The organism is Nostoc sp. MG11 (assembly GCF_014904695.1).
In the GTDB taxonomy this organism is placed as follows: Bacteria; Cyanobacteriota; Cyanobacteriia; order Cyanobacteriales; family Nostocaceae; genus Komarekiella.
On sequence record NZ_JACXXN010000002.1, the window covers coordinates 116,469 to 136,357 of the forward strand.

General features: G+C 41.5%; 15 protein-coding genes. 7 read left to right on the top strand and 8 right to left on the bottom strand.

Annotated features, from left to right (window positions below):
- Positions 1–34 precede the first annotated feature (34 nt).
- Together HCR01_RS03130 and HCR01_RS03135 are read right to left on the bottom strand one after the other, a co-directional pair.
- Positions 35–1,087 carry a fatty acid desaturase gene (locus tag HCR01_RS03130; RefSeq protein WP_193195183.1) on the bottom strand — a complete coding sequence of 351 codons (1,053 nt, stop codon included), beginning with the start codon at positions 1,085–1,087 and terminating at the stop codon, positions 35–37.
- A gap of 223 nt (positions 1,088–1,310) precedes the next feature.
- Positions 1,311–2,129: an acyl-CoA desaturase gene (locus tag HCR01_RS03135; RefSeq protein WP_193194443.1), complete on the bottom strand. Its 819-nt coding sequence runs from the start codon at positions 2,127–2,129 to the stop codon at positions 1,311–1,313.
- An 87-nt stretch (positions 2,130–2,216) separates the two neighbouring features.
- Between HCR01_RS03135 and HCR01_RS03140 the strand changes: the two genes are divergently transcribed.
- Together HCR01_RS03140 and HCR01_RS03145 are read left to right on the top strand one after the other, a co-directional pair.
- Positions 2,217–3,446: an aminotransferase class I/II-fold pyridoxal phosphate-dependent enzyme gene (locus HCR01_RS03140; protein WP_193194445.1), complete on the top strand. Its 1,230-nt coding sequence runs from the start codon at positions 2,217–2,219 to the stop codon at positions 3,444–3,446.
- 79 nt (positions 3,447–3,525) lie between these two features.
- Entirely contained in the window at positions 3,526–3,903 is a 378-nt protein-coding gene (locus tag HCR01_RS03145; protein ID WP_193194447.1) for a GxxExxY protein, read from the top strand.
- Positions 3,904–3,938: 35 nt separating this feature from the next.
- Here the strand turns inward: HCR01_RS03145 and HCR01_RS03150 are convergent, their stop codons facing one another.
- Positions 3,939–5,138, bottom strand: coding sequence for a Coenzyme F420 hydrogenase/dehydrogenase, beta subunit C-terminal domain (locus HCR01_RS03150; RefSeq protein WP_193194449.1), 1,200 nt, complete (start codon positions 5,136–5,138; stop codon positions 3,939–3,941).
- Between the two features lie 53 nt (positions 5,139–5,191).
- Between HCR01_RS03150 and HCR01_RS03155 the strand changes: the two genes are divergently transcribed.
- Complete coding sequence (locus HCR01_RS03155; RefSeq protein ID WP_226889099.1) at positions 5,192–5,413, top strand: type II toxin-antitoxin system HicB family antitoxin; 222 nt, start codon at positions 5,192–5,194, stop codon at positions 5,411–5,413.
- Positions 5,414–5,678: 265 nt separating this feature from the next.
- Here HCR01_RS03155 and HCR01_RS03160 read toward each other — a convergent pair whose 3' ends face one another.
- Together HCR01_RS03160 and HCR01_RS03165 are read right to left on the bottom strand one after the other, a co-directional pair.
- Positions 5,679–6,041, bottom strand: coding sequence for a hypothetical protein (locus HCR01_RS03160; protein ID WP_193194451.1), 363 nt, complete (start codon positions 6,039–6,041; stop codon positions 5,679–5,681).
- Between the two features lie 117 nt (positions 6,042–6,158).
- A complete protein-coding gene (locus HCR01_RS03165) occupies positions 6,159–6,356 on the bottom strand; it encodes a hypothetical protein (RefSeq protein WP_193194453.1) in 198 nt (65 codons plus the stop codon).
- 225 nt (positions 6,357–6,581) lie between these two features.
- Here HCR01_RS03165 and HCR01_RS03170 point away from each other — a divergent pair, with 225 nt between their 5' ends.
- Entirely contained in the window at positions 6,582–6,737 is a 156-nt protein-coding gene (locus HCR01_RS03170) for a hypothetical protein (protein ID WP_162398738.1), read from the top strand.
- Positions 6,738–6,832: 95 nt separating this feature from the next.
- Here HCR01_RS03170 and HCR01_RS03175 read toward each other — a convergent pair whose 3' ends face one another.
- A complete protein-coding gene (locus tag HCR01_RS03175; protein WP_193194455.1) occupies positions 6,833–7,192 on the bottom strand; it encodes a DUF1622 domain-containing protein in 360 nt (119 codons plus the stop codon).
- Between the two features lie 225 nt (positions 7,193–7,417).
- Between HCR01_RS03175 and HCR01_RS03180 the strand changes: the two genes are divergently transcribed.
- The 3 genes from HCR01_RS03180 to HCR01_RS03190 all read left to right on the top strand — a co-directional run bounded on the left by HCR01_RS03180 (position 7,418) and on the right by HCR01_RS03190 (position 15,970).
- Complete coding sequence (locus tag HCR01_RS03180) at positions 7,418–9,799, top strand: glycoside hydrolase family 31 protein (RefSeq protein ID WP_193194457.1); 2,382 nt, start codon at positions 7,418–7,420, stop codon at positions 9,797–9,799.
- Positions 9,800–10,111: 312 nt separating this feature from the next.
- Entirely contained in the window at positions 10,112–14,650 is a 4,539-nt protein-coding gene (locus HCR01_RS03185; RefSeq protein ID WP_193194459.1) for a PAS domain S-box protein, read from the top strand.
- Positions 14,651–15,355: 705 nt separating this feature from the next.
- Positions 15,356–15,970 (top strand): helix-turn-helix transcriptional regulator, encoded by a 615-nt coding sequence (locus HCR01_RS03190; protein WP_193194462.1) that lies wholly within the window; start codon positions 15,356–15,358, stop codon positions 15,968–15,970.
- A gap of 197 nt (positions 15,971–16,167) precedes the next feature.
- Here the strand turns inward: HCR01_RS03190 and HCR01_RS03195 are convergent, their stop codons facing one another.
- Both HCR01_RS03195 and HCR01_RS03200 read right to left on the bottom strand, forming a co-directional pair.
- On the bottom strand, positions 16,168–16,650 hold the full coding sequence (locus HCR01_RS03195) for a hypothetical protein (RefSeq protein ID WP_193194463.1): 483 nt from the start codon (positions 16,648–16,650) through the stop codon (positions 16,168–16,170).
- A 566-nt stretch (positions 16,651–17,216) separates the two neighbouring features.
- Complete coding sequence (locus HCR01_RS03200; protein WP_193195185.1) at positions 17,217–19,211, bottom strand: protein-arginine deiminase family protein; 1,995 nt, start codon at positions 19,209–19,211, stop codon at positions 17,217–17,219.
- Positions 19,212–19,889: the final 678 nt, after the last annotated feature.

Here is a 19,889-nt window from a genome sequence, read left to right on the forward strand (position 1 = left end):
ATAATGCTCATAGCAAAACTGCTGAAAACGCTGTTTATCGCTTTGAGTAATATTCGTTGAAAGTCTTATAGCCAACATCAGTAGTGTACAGTTGACACTGGTCTGTAATCTGCTTCATTAAAGACCAAGAAAACTGGCATTCATTATGTAAATAAGGCTCCCAATTCTCTTTGATGCTGCTGTAAGCTAGCCGCAAATTGTAAGAAGGAATAGCAGTAGAAATGTGATGGGGGACATGGACATTGATATCGTGGCAAAGAAATTCTACCCAACGGGGATAATCACAATGAATTGTGCCAAATAGCTGTGCTATGCCTTCGCTCCACTTGTTCGATGTCACAAAAGGAACATCTGAAGCAGTATGGTGAACAATAGTAAAAGTACTCATCCAAAAATGGTAGACCAGCCAGGGCATCAGCCAAAACTTGACAAAACCCCAAATACCTATTGTGGCAATTACAATAGGGAAAGCGATCGCAGCAAATAGAACTACTACAGCCACAGAAAGCTTAATACTTGATTGGTCTTTAGTCTTGAAATTGCGCCAATCAAAATGCACAACTGCCCAATGTCCAATAGAACCTACCCACCAGAGGCGTTTACGCATAAACAACTCAAAAGCAGACTGTCGGGTTTTATCCCAACTCTCAAAAACTTCTGGTCTAATGGGATGCCAGGCGTTGTCCTCATCCAGCTTGTTGGTATGAGTATGGTGATAATTATGCTTAATGCGCCAACTATGAAAGGGGTAAATTAACGGCATCATGAAAAAGTGCCCCACTAAATCATTTACCCAACGACGTTTGGCAAATGAGCGATGACCACAATCATGACCAACTACAAAAAAACCTGTTAAAGCAGTGCCCGTAAAAATCCAAGCTAGGGGCAGCAGAAACCAAGGTGTGATTGTCAGAAGATAGTAGCCTAAGCCAACCGTAAAAACACTGATAAAAGCTTGTGTCCAAGCTTTGCGACGGTTCAGCTGAAAACATTCTCGTGGCAAACTTTTGACAATATCTTTGAGCCTTAGATCAGAATTACCAAGGTCATCACTTAGTTTTTGGTTGTTAATTATTGATGTAGTCATGAACACCTGAAAAACAACAAACTCCTCCACCAAGTCACCAATAAAGTGGCTTGCCGCAAAGTTTCTTAACATTAGCGCTTTGAATTATAGCAATTTAATGTATCCAAGCACACCTTTAAGTAGCTTTTTGAGGCCAATTTTGAATTGGCAGATACTATTGATTACATAGAAAGTCTTTCGTCGTTAGTCCCTAGTAAATGACTAAGGACTAATGACTAATGACTTATTGCCTTCTGTCTGCCAGTTTCACATTGGTAGCTAGACCAAGTACTTGCAGTAATTGCACTGTCATCCAAGTTAAATCGATTTCCCACCATTCCAGCCCGTGACGAGCTGAGTATTGAAAAGCATGATGGTTATTATGCCAGCCTTCGCCGAAAACTAGTACGGCTACCCACCAGCAGTTAGTCGATCTATCACCAGAATCATAGCTGCGATAGCCAAATTTATGAGTGGCGCTGTTCACCAACCAAGTGCAATGGTAAACCCAGACAATCCGAACAAAAATCCCCCAAATAACGAACGGCCAGCCACCCAGGAGCAACAGCAATACACCTAGAGCAACCTGGATCAAAATGAAATATTTTTCTAAAAACTGATAAACTGGGTCTTCGGCAATGTCTTTGGTGAAACGAGGAACATCAGCGTGAGCGGGACAATAATGAATCAGCCAATCCATGTGACTCCACCAGAAGCCTTTATTAGAATCATGGGGATCAAGGTCAGTATCAGAGTTTAAATGATGAATGCGATGTGTCCCTATCCACTCAATTGGGCCTCCTTGACAGGAGAGTGTTCCAAAGAAAACCAGGAGATACTCTAGCCACTTGGGAGTTTGAAAACTGCGGTGGGTAACAAGGCGGTGAAATCCTAGAGTAACGCCTAAACCACCAGTTACCCAGTACAGCAAGAAACCCACACCAACTGCCGTCCAGCTAAAGTTACCAGGAACAAAGGCAAAAAGAGCGCCGATGTGCAGTCCAATGAAAAATAGGGTATTAACCCAGTTAATTTGAGGTTTAGTTGAAGTAGCAATTGTCATGCAGAAACCTGAATTGAAATTGTTCAGCCTAGGAAAGCGGGATCAGAAAATCCCTATATCTATAATTTTTTGTGAACGAGGAAATTAATGAACAGTTTGGAACAGGTGCGGCAAGCAGAGCTGGCACTGTTAGAAATTTTTTCTGTAATTGACACTCAGGTCAAGCATAATCTTAAACGAGTCCTGGATGCATTTCGTAATCACCGTGTAGGTACACATCATTTTGCTGGTGTATCTGGTTACGGACATGATGATCTAGGACGAGAAACTTTAGATAAAGTTTTTGCTGAAGTGATGGGTGCTCAAGCAGCAGCAGTGCGGGTGCAGTTCGTTTCGGGAACTCATGCGATCGCTTGTGCATTGTTTGGTGTACTCCGTCCTGGAGATGAAATGTTAGCAGTGGTCGGTTCTCCCTACGATACGCTCGAAGAAGTCATTGGTTTACGGGGTCATGGTCAAGGCTCCCTTATCGAGTTTGGCATAAATTACCGCCAATTAGAGCTAACCCTGGACGGAACAGTAGATTGGCAAGCTTTAAGCACTAGTGTGGCTGAAAATACGCGTTTAGTGTTAATTCAGCGTTCTTGTGGCTATTCTTGGCGTCCTAGTTTATCAATTGCCGATATTGAAAAAATCGTTCACTTAGTTAAACAACAAAACCCCAACACCGTTTGCTTTGTAGATAACTGCTACGGCGAATTTATCGAAACAAGAGAACCCACTGCTGTAGGCGCTGATTTAATGGCAGGGTCTTTAATTAAAAATCCTGGTGGCACTATTGTGAATGCTGGCGGTTATGTCGCCGGTCGAGATGACTTGGTGGAATCAGCCGCTTGTCGCCTCACTGCTCCCGGTATTGGTAGTTATGGTGGTGCTACTTTTGACCAAAATCGCCTCCTCTTCCAAGGTTTATTTTTGGCTCCGCAAATGGTAGGAGAGGCAATGAAGGGGACTTATCTTACTGGTTATATATTTGACAAACTTGGTTATGCAGTGAATCCCGCACCTTTTGCTCCTCGTGGGGATGTGATTCAGGCAATTAAACTTGGTTCTGCCGAAAAACTCATTGCTTTCTGTAAAGTCATTCAACGGCATTCTCCAGTTGGTTCGTACCTTGATCCAGTTCCAGATGAAATGCCGGGGTATGAGAGCCAGGTAGTTATGGCTGGAGGAACTTTTATTGAGGGGAGTACGTTGGAATTTTCGGCAGATGGGCCTTTACGTGAGCCGTATGTGGTTTATTGCCAAGGAGGGACTCATTGGACTCATGTGGCGATCGCTTTGGAGGCTGCGATCGATGTAGTAGGGAGTGCTTAATGATGGTTGTATAAAGAACATGAGTTAGGATTATCTCACGCAGAGGCGCAGAGACGCAGAGAGTGAGGTATGAAGGGTAATGGTTGAGAATGAGATTTCAGGTGCAATTGTGGATGCTGCTTACAAGGTTCACACGAGTTTGGGGCCGGGTTTGCTGGAATCAGTTTATGAGACAGTTATGGATTTTGAGTTAAGGAGGCGAAAGTTACAGGTTAGAAGACAGGTGGTAATTCCGGTAGTTTATGAGGGTGTTGTTTTGGAGGAAGGCTTTGGCACTGATTTAATAGTCGAAGATAAGGTAATTGTTGAGCTCAAATCAGTGGAATCTGTTCATCCAGTACACAAAAAGCAGTTATTAACCTACCTACGTCTTGCCGATAAGCGAGTTGGATTGTTAATCAACTTTAACGTCTCACTAATCAAATACGGTATCTCACGGGTAGTCAACAGTCTCTAAAAACTCTCCGCGCCTCTGCGTCTCTGCGTGAGAAATCACTCCGGTAATTTATATTGCCCAACAATCCGCTTAGCAAACTCCGGCACATGCTCCTCTAACTTCTCCGGGTGATTCCGCTTCACATACAAGTAATTACGCGTGAAGTGAGAATCAATAGAAAACCGGGCATATTCTAAACCCTTGGGCCCAATTCTTTCAATTACCACACCCATCAATTTTGCAGCCCACATGGGAAGGGTAACACCTTTGTCATAAGCAGGGATGCTTTGCTGTACAGCTTCCTTACGATTACCTTTGGACATCACTGGTTGGGTGTTTAATTGGTCTTTTACCAAGTCCAGCATTTCTTTGCCTGTGTTATTTCTAACTACAATCCATTGCCAACCGAAGGGTGCGCCCATATAGCCGACGACTAAATCTGCTAGGGAGTTGATGTAATCAAAGCAACTCATACAGGATGGGGCAAAGACATCTTTGAGTTGGTTGGTTTTCAAACCAAAGAATGGCACGGTTTCTGTGGAACCATCTTCATGTTTGAAGTGAACTCGGAAGTCTTGCATGAATTCGTAATGCACAACTGTCTGAGGCGATCGGCTAGTTGTTTCTAAGAATTTTTGCAGCCCGGCGCGGTTGACATTATCTACACACGGCGTACCCAAAACATAAAGCTTTTCTAAACCAAGTTGTTTTTCTACAGCTCGTAGTGCCTGGATTTGGCAACCAACACCAATTACCAATAACCGCTTCATCCCCGATTTTTCGACTTGTTCTAATACGGAAAGGTTAGGCGAAAGTGTTGGTTTATTTACTCGTGCTGCTAGTACTTCTTCTGGGGTACGGGCAATGATGGGCATAGGTTGAAATCGGTCTTCTTTAGTGTTTTGCACGCAGACGACACCTTCAACTAAGCCGCGATTGAGCATTTCAATGGCAATGGTGCTGACAATACCCGTCCATTGTGCGCCTGCTATGGGCTGCTGTTTTTGCGCCGCGATCATATCTTGGTGAACACCGAAGTAGAGTTCATCGGGGTTATCGAGATTGCGCGATCGCGTATGCGCTTTTTCTTCAAGTTCACCTATCTGCTGATTAATGAAGGCACAGGCTTCCTTGACATAGTGAATATAGTATGTATCACACAGTCCGCACTCACTACAGAGTTCTTTCGCAGGGCGGCGGCTAGTAGGTTTTAAAGCTCTGGCCTTTTTATGCTTGCTAGAATCAACAGAAGTCATATAAATGTTTGTCTTATACAGGAATCACTTTTACTACAATACCTTCAGACGTTATGAACTTCACGATAGAGATTGAACAAGAAGACGATGGACGCTTTCTGGCTGAAGTGATTGGTTTTCCCGGCGTGCTGGCTTATGGAAATACGAGAGAAGAAGTTGTTGCCAAAGTTCAAGCGTTAGCTTTGCGGGTTTTGGAAGAAACTAACCGCCAAGGCGCAGAAAGCGCAGAGAAAGAAGAGTGCGGTTATTTTAGTTCTGTAAAGTGGTCAGTTTAACCAGCTAAAATATTGTCCTAAGTGTGCAGGATTAAATCTATACTTTGCACAAGACCTCTCGAACAAATATTATTTTTAGCCCTTTGCTACGCTTACCGAAGGGTTTTCACTGTTCAAAAACCACACCTCTTATGTCTTCCTCTGCGTTCTCTGCGCCTTGGCGGTTCGTTTCTCCTCAATCTCCATAAGTAACCATAGAGCAATCCCAAACGCGATCGCTTATACAGAAATACGTACTATATTCCTTGAGTGCAGACATTAATACTCAGCTTCGTTGATCAGGCTTTTCACCCAATGAACTACTAGCAAGAAAGCTGGAAAATCCGACTAGCATCCAACCTAAGCAGATATGTTTTCGGTCACGCCACTCTTGAGAGCTAAGTACCGCAGGTTTTGCCAAAGCGTCTATAGTTTCTAGCCCCCAACATCCCAACGCGCCTATCCCTAAAAAGCTAGCACTTACAATGGAGGCGATCGCAATTGTTTCTAGAATGCGCTCATTGAGAGTTTGCTGTATTCTAAAACGCTTGGCAGCGCGGCGATTACGAATAACAGCTAACTCATCTGTGTCTACACGCTTTAACTGCTCTGGTTGAGTCAAATGGTAAGTAATTTTGTCACTAATCATGTTTTCTCACCTTTGTGTAGTTTTACTATGTAGATGGCATTTATATCAGTAGGCACATAGTAAACTTACGTCTTAGCTTTGACTACATTCCACAGAGAGAATTAAACGTGTTAAGTTTTACTTCTCAAGCACCTCATCAGCTTCACTAAGAGGATGAAAGGCGTCATCTATGACAACGTGGTTTGAAGTTGAAAAATATTTGGAAGTTTGAAAAGAGCGTTGGCGATAAATTGGATTATTCCGAGCAAGTCTTAAAGTACGTTGACAGCCCTGCAAAATAGCTCGAGTTTCTGCGGTAGTTAGTGTGATCTCCATGACTTGTTCTCCGTGCATACTAGGTTAAGATTATCACAATAAAGAAGTTAGATCAAAATCTGCAATTACCGCTCTATATCTAGGTTATGAGCATTTCTTAACCATCATGCTGCTTATTTGCTGTGATAAATGAAGCAATCGCCCAGCAAAGAACTGCCAAAAAAAGCAGACAAATTTACCAGTATTTTATCTGTGACTACTGTTCATTAATTTGTTAAGGATTCAATGCCGCAAGTTCCTTCATTTAGCATCGGTTTGACAGTGAATACCGTCCAGGGACGCAATTTCAAACTACAAGAATTAGCACAATTATTACGTGAGCTTCCAACGAAAGGCATTCGTTATAGACTCGTTGAACTCTATGTAATTATTGCAGCGTAGATGCGAAGCAGCTTGCGTCAGACGTCGTATATATCATCAGCAGAACTGAGCCAATTAGCTCAATGAGAAAAATCCAAAAATTAAAACAGAAAATATCACTTGCGGACATTGCTTTTGTTTGCAGCAGATTTTTCGATTTCTCTTTGCAAGAAGAAGTTTAAAACAGTCCGCAAAACTACGATTGCTGCCAGCTTACCAATTTCATCCCATGTTGGCGCAACCGCTGTACGCAGAATATCCGCAGCCAATTCAAACTCCAACGCCACTGTCAACCATCTACCAAGACGCAACCGTAATTCATCTTTTGCTTCTTCTGGTACATTACGGCGAATAAAAAAAAGTTGAAATGCTTTTATTGTCGCTTCCACAGCAGCAACTCCAATCACAAAAGCGGCACAGGCTTCAACTCCCACTGCCAAAAAAAGTGTGATTTGCTTAATTAAATCTCGTACCAATGTGCTTTTTTCCTGAAATAATTTACAGAGAAAGAGTGCAAGAGTAGTAACGGCAACTTCTGCACCGTCTTCGGAAGAACAAGAAAAAATTTCGACAATTACAAATTAACTTGCTAAAAAATATCTGCTAATTTTTCATACAACTTCTAGCGAAAGAAGGAGTTTGAGGATGGTTAGGTCTGTAATCATGAATGCGGAAAGATTTTTACCTGTCTAACAAGTGATATGCCACAATATTTCGGAAAACTACCTACAACCAGCCAACCTTGGACAATAGTTGATAAAGTACAAGCCGTAAACTGGAGTGATAAAGCGATCAATTTCGACTGTGGCAACTCACGTCTCAAAATTAGTATACTTGCCCCCAATTTAATCCGCGTGCGTTTGACACCAACTGGGGAATTTATACCCCGTCGTTCTTGGGCAGTGACGTTAGATGATGCAGAATGGTCAACAACACCTTTTGCAGTGCAAGAAACTGAAGCAATGGTGGAAATTGAAACAGAACAGATTCGCGTGTGCGTCGAGCGGCAAAACTGTCGTATCGCCTGCTTCGACAAGGCTAATCGTCCGTTTGCCCAAGATGCGGAAATGAGCATGGGTTGGCGCATGGGTGCAGTTGCAGGATGGAAGGAAATTGCAACTGATGAACATTTCTATGGCTTTGGTGAACGCACAGGCTTTCTAGATAAACTCAGCGAAGTAAAAACTAATTGGACAGCAGATGCCTTAGATTACGATGCACTGACTGATGAAATGTACCAAGCCATCCCGTTTTTTATGGCTTTGCGTCCAGACGTTAGCTATGGCATCTTTTTCAACACCACGTTTTGGAGTCAGTTCGATATCGGTGTCGAACAACCAGGTGTCTGGAAGATGGAAACTCGTGGCAGTGAATTGGATTATTACATTATTTATGGCCCCGAACCTGCACAAATATTGCGTACCTACACTCAGTTAACGGGGAGAATGCCGTTACCGCCGAAATGGGCGCTTGGCTATCATCAATGTCGCTGGAGTTATGAATCGGAAACTGTGGTGCGAGAACTGGCGCGGGAATTTCGCCAACGCCACATTCCTTGCGATGTCATCCACCTTGATATCGACTATATGCGAGGTTATCGCGTATTTACTTGGAGTCCTCAGCGCTTTCCTAACCCGGAAAAACTCATTAGTGATCTAGCACAAGATGGTTTCAAAACAGTAACAATTATTGACCCAGGTGTGAAGTATGAATCAGAAGCCAATTATCACGTTTTTGACCAAGGTATAGAAAAAGACTACTTTGTGCGTAAAGCCGATGGTGAATTGTTTCATGGTTACGTTTGGCCTGATAAAGCTGTTTTTCCTGACTTTTTACGTTCTGATGTACGTATCTGGTGGGGTGATTTACATAAAAGCCTAACTGACATTGGTGTGGCAGGAATTTGGAATGATATGAATGAACCTGCTATAAATGATCGCCCTTTCGGTGATGAGGGGGAAAAAATTTGGTTTCCTCTAGATGCACCGCAGGGGAGAGGAATGAGAGTAGGGGAAGCAGGGGAAGCAGGGGGAGAGGGGGAGAATTTCTCTGCATCTTCTACTCATAGAGAAGTGCATAACTTGTATGGGTTGATGATGGCTAAAGCTTGCTTGGAAGGGTTGCAACGGCATCGCGGTTCAGAGCGATCATTTGTGTTAACGCGATCGGGTTATGCTGGTGTACAGCGCTGGTCTGCCGTGTGGATGGGGGATAACCATTCGTTGTGGGAGCATTTAGAAATGTCTCTGCCAATGCTTTGTAATATGGGGCTTTCTGGTGTGGCGTTTGTGGGTTGCGATATTGGCGGGTTTGCTGGTAATGCTACGGCTGAATTATTCGCCCGTTGGATGCAGGTGGGAATGCTGTACCCATTGATGCGCGGTCACTCGGCGATGACTACCGCTCGTCATGAACCTTGGATATTTGGCGATCGCACTGAAAAAATCTGTCGAGAATATATTAATTTACGCTACCAGCTATTGCCTTACATTTACACTCTTTTCTGGGAAGCGGCAACAACAGGCGCACCGATTTTAAGACCATTACTTTACCATTTCCCCAATGATCCTAAAACCTACACTCTTTACGATCAGGTATTACTAGGTGCGTCGCTGATGGCTGCACCGATTTACCGCCCTGGAGTTGAGCATAGAACTGTCTACTTACCTGCTGGCACTTGGTATGATTGGTGGAGTGGCGAGCGTTACGAAGGCCCTATCCACATTGTGGCTCATGCACCATTGGAAAGAATCCCACTTTATGTCCGTGGTGGTGCGATCATTCCTATGCAACCTGTCATGCAGTATGTTGATGCACCACTCGACCAACTCCGGTTCCGAGTTTGGCGTGGTAATAATGAATATCAATTTTTTGAAGATGATGGGCATTCAACAAAGTATCAAGATAGCTATTACTCTCTGATTAACCTCAGTGTATCTACTACCAATAATCAAACAGTAGTAGAAATTGCGCCGAGAGAGGGAAAATGGACACCTCCGCTGCGTGAAGTAATTGTAGAACTTGTAGGCATTGCAGAGCAGCGCTTTCAAGACGATGGTAAGCGACATATTCTGCAATTCTAAATAGCATTTCATAAGATACTTAAGCTGTAATGCATTCAAATTGCCCACTGATTCATTAGGGGCGTCAAGAGTCAAGAGTCAAAAGTCAAAAAGTTTTTGACTCTTGAATAAACAATTACAAATTATTTTGACTCCGTGACGAGATTTTTACTCAATCATGATTCCAACTTTAAACTTCCAACAAGAAAATATGCATATAGGTAGATGAAAACCAAGTCAAGGGGTAGCATAAAATACAGGGGGTATGAACCCTTAGCTCCTAAGAAATACTGAATTTTACTGCCCTAGATAGATGCGGTGACAAAATCCTCAATGTTAAACGCCAACCGCTTGCGGCTGCAAGATTTATTTCAAATCCCTGTACATTCGTTGGTGGCACAAATGGCAAGTGCGATCGCCATTTTGATTGGCAGCTTGGTACTGATTGGCTGGTGGCTTGACATCGAAGTTATTAAGAGCGGCTTCCTTGGTAGCCCCGCCACAATGAAAGTGAACACAGCACTGTGCTTTGTGCTCTCAGGCGTGTCGTTGTGGTTGTATTTGAGAGGAAGGAAAGGGGAAGAGGAGCAAAGCGAGAGGGAGGGAAATAAGAAGAGGGGGAGAGGGGGAAGAACAATTGTAAATTACTCTCCCAAAGCCATCAACCCCAGACCCTCCACTTCCCTACTTTTTCACTCCCTCAATCTCACAATTTCTAAAGTTTGTGCAATAGCAGTTACCGTAATTGCTACGCTCACACTCAGTCAATATCTACTCGGCTGGAATCTCGGCATTGATGAGCTGCTGTTTCGTGACTCTCTAACCTCTGTGACGACATCGCATCCAGGGCGAATGGGGTTGAATACGGCACTGAACTTTATACTAATCAGCGTGGCTTTAGAGCATCTGGTTTATCAAAAAACCCAGCGTGGCTATTGGTTCGCACAAATTTTAGCTTTGATAGCCATTTTGACTTCCTTTCAGGCGCTCATGGGCTATGCCTACAAAGTAAAAATTCTCTACGGCATTGCCCCTCATACAACATCAATGGCGTTACATACAGCACTATCGTTCATAGTACTGGGTATCGGTATCTTGTGGGCACGGGCAGAACATGGGCTAATGAGAGTAGTCATCAGTGATACTTACGGGGGTTTACTTGCACGTCGTTTGTTAGTTGCGGCGATCGCAGTACCTTTTGTAGTGGGGTGGTTAATCGTTGAAGGTCAACGAGCAGGAAAATACGATCCGGCGTTTGCTGTGTCGGTGTTTGCCATCGTCCTGATTGTGATTTTTGCCGTGTTGATTTGGCAAAGTGCGGCAGTTATCGAACGCTTAAGCAGCCAACGCGATATCTCCGATAGGCTACGCCTAAGCGCTCAAGACGCATTGAGAGCTTACGAAAATAAACTGGGAAGTCTCGTAGATGCCAACATCATCGGCATTATGTTTGGCGACGCGAATGGTGGTATTGAGCAGGCAAACGATGAATTTCTCAGGATGATTGGTTACACGCGGGAGGATCTGCTAACAGGCAGGATCAGCTGGAAGAATATTACGCCTACAGAGCATTTATACTTAGATAAGCAAGGAATCGTAGAAGCAAAGGCAAATACCAGCGGTGCTTGTACGCCTTACGAAAAAGAATACATTCGCAAAGATGGTAGCCGCATCCCAGTTTTAGTTGGTTATGTGCTGCTGGGAGAGAAACAAGACGAGTTAGTAGCGTTTATCCTTGACTTGAGCGAACAGCAAGCTGCACTACGCGATCGGCAAGCCGCGTTACATGATCGCAAACAAGCAGAAGCGGAGCAACAAAAATTAGTATCGCTGGTAGAAAATAGCTCTGACTTTATTGGTATCGCCACCCTTGAAGGTAAATTGCTCTATATAAATGATGCGGGTCAAAAACTGGTAGGACTTTCCAGCCTGGAAAATGTGAGGCAAAAGACAATATTAGATTATGTAATGCCCGAAGACCAAGCCTATCTTCAAGAACATATTTTACCGACTGTACTTAAACAAGGTCGGTGGCAAGGAGAATTCTGCTTCCAGCACCTCCAGACTGGTCAAGCAATACCAGTCGATTACAACATCTTCACTGTCAATGATCACAAAACAGGTCAGCCAATAGCCTTAGCTACGGTGACTCGCAACATCACTGAGCAAAAGCAAGCTGAGGAACGCATACTACAACTAAATAAGGATCTACAGCGTCGCGTCGCTGAGTTACAAACTTTACTAGATGTAATACCTATCGGAGTTGGAATCGCCGAAGACTCGGAATGTCGAACTATCAGGGTAAATCCCGCTTTTGCCAAGCAGTTGGGGGTATCACCAGATATAAATGTTTCCCTCAGCGCTCATAGTGACGAAAAACAAATAAGCTATAAAGTTTACCGCGAAGGTAGAGAACTGCCAATACAAGAACTCCCCATGCAGTACGCTGCTGCTCAAGGTGTCGAAGTTGTGGATTCTGAAATTGAGATTATCCAGGAAAATGGTAAAATCGTCAAGCTGTTAGTATATGTTGCACCGCTGTTTGACGAAGAAGGTAAGACCAGAGGATGCATCGGTGCATTTTTGGATATTACAGTCCGCAAGCAGGCAGAGGAAGTACTCTGGAATCAGCAAAAATGGTTGGAAAATGTGCTCAACTTGATGCCAAGACCACTGCTGTTTATTGAACCAGAAACAGCGCAGGTGACTTTCGCTAATCGAGCCGCTGACATATTAGCTGGAGGCAATTTTCCTAAAGGAGTTCCAGCCGAGGAGTATCACACGGTTTACAACTGCACAGATGCAGCTGGCAATCCCATTCCCAATGACCAAACACCAGGGGCGCGGGTTGCGCGTGGGGAACGTGTCGATGAGTTCGAGATGGACTGGCATACAAGTGGAGGTGTGCGTTCACTACTGATATTTGCAGATACCTTGCCAGCGATGTATGGTTATCCAGCTACCTGTATCATGGTGTTTCAAGATATTAGCAACCTCAAGCGGGTGGAAAAAGCTCTTTCCTTGGGCTATAAAAGACTCCAGTTACTATTTGATACAGCTAGTGATCTGCTATCGAGCCAGCAACCAGTACCACTGATTGACAGTGTTTACCGAAAACTTTCAGAGCAAATTGGTTTGGATGTTTACTTTAACTATTTGGTTGATGAAAGTTCTCAGGTCATGCGGCTAGAGTCTTACAGTGGCATTTCTCCAGAAACGGCAAAAGAAATTGAGTGGCTGGCATTTGGTCAAGCGATCTGCGGTAATGTAGCCCAAGAACGTCATCCAATTGCTGTAGATAATGTGCAGCAATCAACTGACCCGAAAACAGAGTTGATTCGCTCTCTAGGTATTAAGGCTTATTGTGCTTACCCGTTGATAGCACAGGGGCGGCTTTTTGGGACTCTTAGCTTTGGTAGTCGTACTCGTCTTAGCTTCACCGAGAATCAAAAAGGGATGATGCAAGCAGTGTGCGACCAAATAGCGATCGCAATGGAACGTGCTAGCTTAATTGCATCTTTGCAGCAGCAAACTGAACATTTGCGAGAAGCAAACCGGATGAAGGACGAGTTTCTGGCGATATTGTCTCATGAATTGCGATCGCCTCTCAATGCTATCCTCGGCTGGGCACAACTGCTGCATTCCCGTAAACTTAACGACATCCAGAAAGATAGAGCTGTGGAGACAATCGAGCGCAATGCTAGAGCGCAAACCCAGCTAGTAGAAGACCTGCTGGATATTTCACGGATGATTAGAGGCAAGTTACGCCTAAATGTTCATACTTGCGATCTAGTTCCGATTATTAAATCAGCGATCAAGACTGTTAGCTTAGCCGCCCAATCGAAGGAAATCGATTTGAGATTTTCCCTAGTTTCTCCAAAGGAAACACAAGATTCAGATTTAGGGTTTAATAACGAACATGAAGCTAAACAAGCAAAGTTTGAAATTCCTCAACACCCCGAAAAAGACTTTCTTAGAGAGTCTAAGGATCTCAGTTCCCAATTCTTAGTTTCTGGTGATGCCGAACGCTTGCAACAGATAATCTGGAATCTGCTATCTAATGCCATTAAATTCACATTTGCAGGCGGACGGGTAGAGGTTAAATTATCAGTAGTTAGTGGTCAAGAAAAACAAACAATTGACATAGACGCGTCAGCGGTTTCCCATAGAGTAGGAAAATTGACAACTGACAAATATGCCCAAATTCAGGTTATTGACACAGGCATTGGTATTAGTTCTGATTTTCTCCCTTATGTATTTGATCGCTTTCGTCAAGCTGATAGTTCCAGTACCAGATCCTATGGTGGATTGGGGCTAGGATTAGCGATTGTGCATCACTTAGTAGAACTGCATGGCGGTACTGTTCACGCGAATAGTTTAGGTGAGCAGCAAGGAGCGACGTTTACAGTCAAACTGCCACTTTTGCGGAATCAACAAACCTCACCTTCTCCTCCTCTCCCCATTTCCCCCCCTCCCCCCATCCCCCCATCTCTCTTTGGCGTCCGGGTACTGGTTGTAGACAACGAAGCCGATAGCCGTGAATTTATCACCACAGTACTCCAACAGTACCACGCCGAAGTTCAGGCAGTAGCATCAGTCCAAGAGGCATTACAAGTACTTCTGGTATGGAAACCAGATGTTTTAGTCAGTGACATCGGTATGCCCCAGGAAGATGGTTACTCTCTAATCCGCAAACTGCGATCGCAATCTCCAGAACAAGGAGGAAAAATTCCGGCAGCGGCATTGACAGCATTCGCCAGAGTAGAAGATCGGATGCGAGCTATACAAGAAGGTTATCAGCTACATCTGCCTAAACCAATTGAGCCAGCTGAATTGGCTACAGTAGTCGCCAGCCTTGTTGGACGTACTTAATACTTAATTTTTTGATTAACGTATAATTTATATCCATATATCCAAATGTGAATTGCTTAGGAAATTTATTATTAGTTTTTGTATGAGTTTTTACTCTAGACAAATGTGAAATCAAAGCTAATATTTTAGTTAAATAACTACACTGCTTTTGAAAAATAACCTTATTAAAAAATATTTTAATAATACTGGTTTCTTGTAAATAAAATTTTACTCTTTTGTCAATGCGTGAGTCTTGGTGACTAGCCCTTTCAAAGTGTAATGTGTTTTTCTTAGTGTCTTGGTGTCTTAGTGGTTAAAAATTGACTTTTGAACCACAAAGGCGCTAAGACACAAAGGTGAAAAGTCCAAAATTCGGTACATATTGATTTTAATGATATTTGATTATGTAGTTTATTAAAAGACTAAGTATAAATATTTACGCTTTATTGCGGCGATCGCTACTTAATAAAAACTGCTTCCGAAATAGACAATTTAAGAGTTGTATTTAAATTATGTAGCCTTAGCTAATTCAAAAAGGCTATAGAAACTGTTGACTTATAGCACTTTTAAGAGCAGATGTTATAAATTACATAAACATCTAGCTTCAACAGCATGATGGTGTGTAATATTCACCAAATCTATTTAGATAATCATGCACAAAATTGAGGGTGCATATTTCAACTCCCCTAACAAATAACCAGTATTTTGGGCATTGAAGTACCTTATATGTTTACCCTAACAAAGACATTTGCACAAATAGTAGTTAAACCACAAAAGCCAAATAATATTGACTTGCATGACTCAAAGCGAGCTTATTTCTTACAAGAAGTAATTGAAGGACTAGAAGACGGTATCTTGATTTTAACCGAGACTGGTGAACTGCTTCATGCTAATGCATCTGCGCTTCGTCTTTGTTGTCAATTTAATCAAGGCAATTTCACCCATAATTTTGTACCGTCGGCCATTTGGCATCTTTGCGAAACATTACTTAACAGTCGGAGCAAATTTTCTGACCAACTTATGATTCTGTCAGATGAATTTGTACTCGACAAGTCAAATATTTTTCGCATTCGGGTGAGATTGCTGGATTTAGATTGGTTTGATGAGCCTTGTTTATTAGTAACTATAGAAAATCGATATGAGTCTTTAAAAAATTTAGCCCGCACTGAAGTTAAAAAATTTGAGATGACTCCGCGAGAAGCCGAAATTTGGTTTCTCTATAGAAGCAACTACAGCTATAAAGAAATTGCTGTCAAGCTTTACATTACTCTAAATACAGTCAAGAAGCACATGAAAAATATTCACACCAAGCGACAGGCATTTGCTACAGTTGATGATTAGTACTGCAATCAGAATTGATTTTTGAAATCTAATTATTATTTAGTTTAAAACTAAGGAATAATTTGTTATCTTTTCAGGAATCAATTAAGATTACTATCAAATTACTTAACGTAAATAATAGAGTGAGTGTGTATTAGTAGCTGGAACGATTCAGAGAGTTTATTATTAGATTTACAGTGTCAAAAAAGCTGGTGATTTTAGTCTATATAATCTGTTAGTATTTGCGAATCAACAGTGTTATCTGAAACTATTGGGCGGCTACCATCTACCTCTATAGTATCCTGAACTTGAAAATTATTTTTAGTGATCGGACGTTGACCGTCTATGTAAAGAATCTCATCAATCTCTAAATCATTAGGGTCAATTGGACGTTTGCCGTCTACAGCTAGCGTGTCATGCTCTTGAAAATCGCTCTTGGCAATCGGGCGCTGACCATCTATATTGATTGTTTTGTCACAATGATTTTCATTTTTCGCGATTGGACGCTGACCATCTATATTAATTGTTTCCTTAACTTGAATGTTACTTGGATCGACTGGGCGCTGACCATCTATATCAATAGTTTTCTTTGTTTTTACTAGTTCGTTAGATGATGACTCAGAATTCATCTCAGTTTCAGTATCTATTCTATGCTGACTCAAATTTTTTGCAGTACTATCAAGTTTATTTATCTTATCCATGTTTCGTATTGTTTTTCTAATATTAATTATCTGCTAACAACATTATTTTAAAAGTTGTTTATCTCTAACAAAAGGCAATAGGAATTAGATAAAGCTCGGAGATATTTTTATTTCTCCAAGAATTTACTTGCTAAACATTATACTGAAGTAGAATCCAAAAATCCTCTACCATAGTACATAATGCATCTTCGACTTAAGAGCAATTTGTTATATGTCAGAAGATACATTTTATTACCAGAACTAAGTTCTTCAGTGAATTCTGAATAGAAAATAGAATTCCGTTTTTCTGCCAAGTCCTTCCGTCCGATTTCATCGATATCGGTGGAATCCCCTAATCTATACTGTACTGCAACATCTCGGTGCGATCGCTCAAATCTTTAGCAAACGAGTTTTCTACACCAATCGACTTCCGAACCCGATTTAGATCAAATAAGAATGACATGCTTTACCAAAGTGTTGTCTTAACTCAGTAATCTTTTGATTAATACACTGCTGGCTTAAATCAAGGAGTAGCAGGAGGCAGAGTAATTGATGTATCTGCCTACCATTAGTTACTTTAATGACTTTTAAAGAAATTCAGGTTCAACTTCCCACCACTTTTGAGTAAAAGGTTGCCGACGGGTATTAGTCCCACAATGAATTTCCCCTCCTCCTAGAAAATATGGTTCCCAATCATCGATAAAATGGCAAACTAAACCTAAAGGTTCTAAAACCCCTTTAACATAAGCTTCAAATTGGCACTGGTTATCAATCTTAGGGCCAAAAGGCTTAGGGATACCAAGATGCTGCTTCAGAACGATCATGTTAACCATATTAGGAGAAAAAGTTTCTGCTCGCCCATCCCTATCAACTTCAAACAAAGCAGGTAGTTCGATAATATCTTCTTCGTTTAAGTCTAATTCTTGTTTTAAAATCTCTCGATTCCAATTAATGTATTCTTGAAATCGATGATTATGGTCAGTTAATTTTTCATCATTAAGAATATCTGACACACTAATATCAGCTCGTCTATTAGAAAATCGTTTTCCCTGCCGTAATAATACTTGAGCATGACCTTGTTCTCGTAAACGTTTGAGAATGTTATAAAATTGGTCAGGACTAGCTAAAAGTAGCTTAAATCCTTTAGATGTGGGAGTAGGGACGAAAGTCATAAACTCATCAATATGTCCCACACTCAGCCAATCAGAAAAGATTTCAAAAGGTGCTTGAATTTTTTGCGCGTAAAGAAAATCTCGTAAGACTTTTAACATTCGACGCGGCTCAGAGATAATTTCTTTGCGAGTTCCTCCAAAGATTAGACGACCAAAGGGATAATGAACGCCTTTGACGGTTACTGGAGGAGAAACTTCTAAATTACCAAAAGAGTCTAACTTTGTAGCTGAATAGCGGCTTTTGCGGGTTACATAACCAAAGTCAATGCCTAAAAGTTTACGTTTGGGGAAGTCAATTAATCCGCGATCGCGGGGAGAATCAAACACCACGTACATCAAATGTCCTGGAGCTTGAGTATAACCAATCTCAATCTCGTCTTGCATCCAACGGTCATTCTGATGAAATTCAAAAGGAATAATATCTAGCTGCGCGTTAGCTTTTCCAACAACTTTTCTTAGTTCCTCAATAAATTCCTTGTTAACTCCATTTAATAAACGAGAAACAAAGACTGTTATCGGCGATAAAGTATTAGGAGTCATAATCCAAGGCGCGACTCTGAAAATAACTCGATCACTGTATAGAGTTTTTTCATCTTTTACGAGGCTTAAAGTAATCTCAACCATGCCATCAAAGTCAAAATCAGGATAACTTAATCCCTCAATAGCTAAGATAATATCTCGGTCGGTATCCCTAATTTTTGCTCTTGTCCTTCCTGGGCCAATTAACTCATAACCATCTCTATCTAATTCATCATATATACGAATCCTTTTGGCTGTGTCTTTGTTAACTGACAAGTAAAATTCATATCCAAAAGGTAAATCTCTTAAACCAGCTTTACGAACAATCATAAAGCTAAAATCTTTGAGATCGAGCAGACCTTTGATTAAGCTTTCTTTACCATCATGTTGCTCATCGGAATAAACAATGTCGCGATCGCTATTGACTAATAAGATTGCACCATGACCATTAATCCCCCACTGCCAATCAGCTTTATGGGGATTATCTTCTTCAATAGCTCCATCCCGATCTGCATCAATATCTAGACAAACCCGAACAACAGTCAACTTCAGTTGTACTTGGCTTAGCTGACGACCATCATCATCTTGAAAGCTTATTTGTAAAGAACGATCTTTGATCTGATCGCTAAAAGTCTTTGACAAGAGATTAATTTCTGGGAATTGTTCCAGAGAAAGAGGAGTTTGTGTAGAAATCATTTGGTCGGGACTAGTAAAAAGTTCAACTTCTCCACTAGTGTTTAAAATCACAACTTTACTTTGGGAAGGAGCTAGGTCTTTTAAAGAGATTGGCGCTGGATGACCGACAACTAGAACATCTTCATAGTTTCGACTTCTTTCTTTTGAAACTAAACGACGCTCATCAAACATTTCAACTTCTAATAACTTTCTCATAACCATAATGATGATTTAAGTTAATCTATTTTTACTATCTCGTTTATCCTATACCTATTATTAAAATTTGATAATTATCTGATTAATAAACTTTTCTAATACCTAAACGCACTTTGTACCCTTCTCAGAAGTGCTAATTTTACTGGAATTATGAAAATATTGACATAGAGAGATAGTAGACCTCTTGTAAAAGTCCAAAAATTATGAGTGTCATTCTGACCAGAACGTAGTGGAGGGTACTCCTACGGAGAAGCAAGCTACGCCTTGGTTCCGCAGGAAAGAATCTCCGAGATGTTTCGCTCCGCTCAACATGACAATTTAGGCATTTATGCAAGAGGTCTAGTTACGATCTCTGCAATTCCCAGTTTGGTGGAAGTTAACGCTGAAACATCGAAGTCTGGCGCTTTACGCTCATGTATCGTTTGAATTTACGCTTAGATAGTTTTTAGAATATTTGTGCAAAAGATTTAATGAGACTAAACTAAAATACCGTATTGCCATAATTAAACTTCTTGCAAAAATTGAAATAAGACGAAAATAAACACAGATGAACACAGATAAATATCGGTGTTCATCTGTGTTTATCTGTGGTTCGACTTAATAAATCTCGACTTATGCAAGAGGTCTATTGCTCATAATAGTCATTGGTTACTACTAGCTAAATCCTAAGCTTCAAGT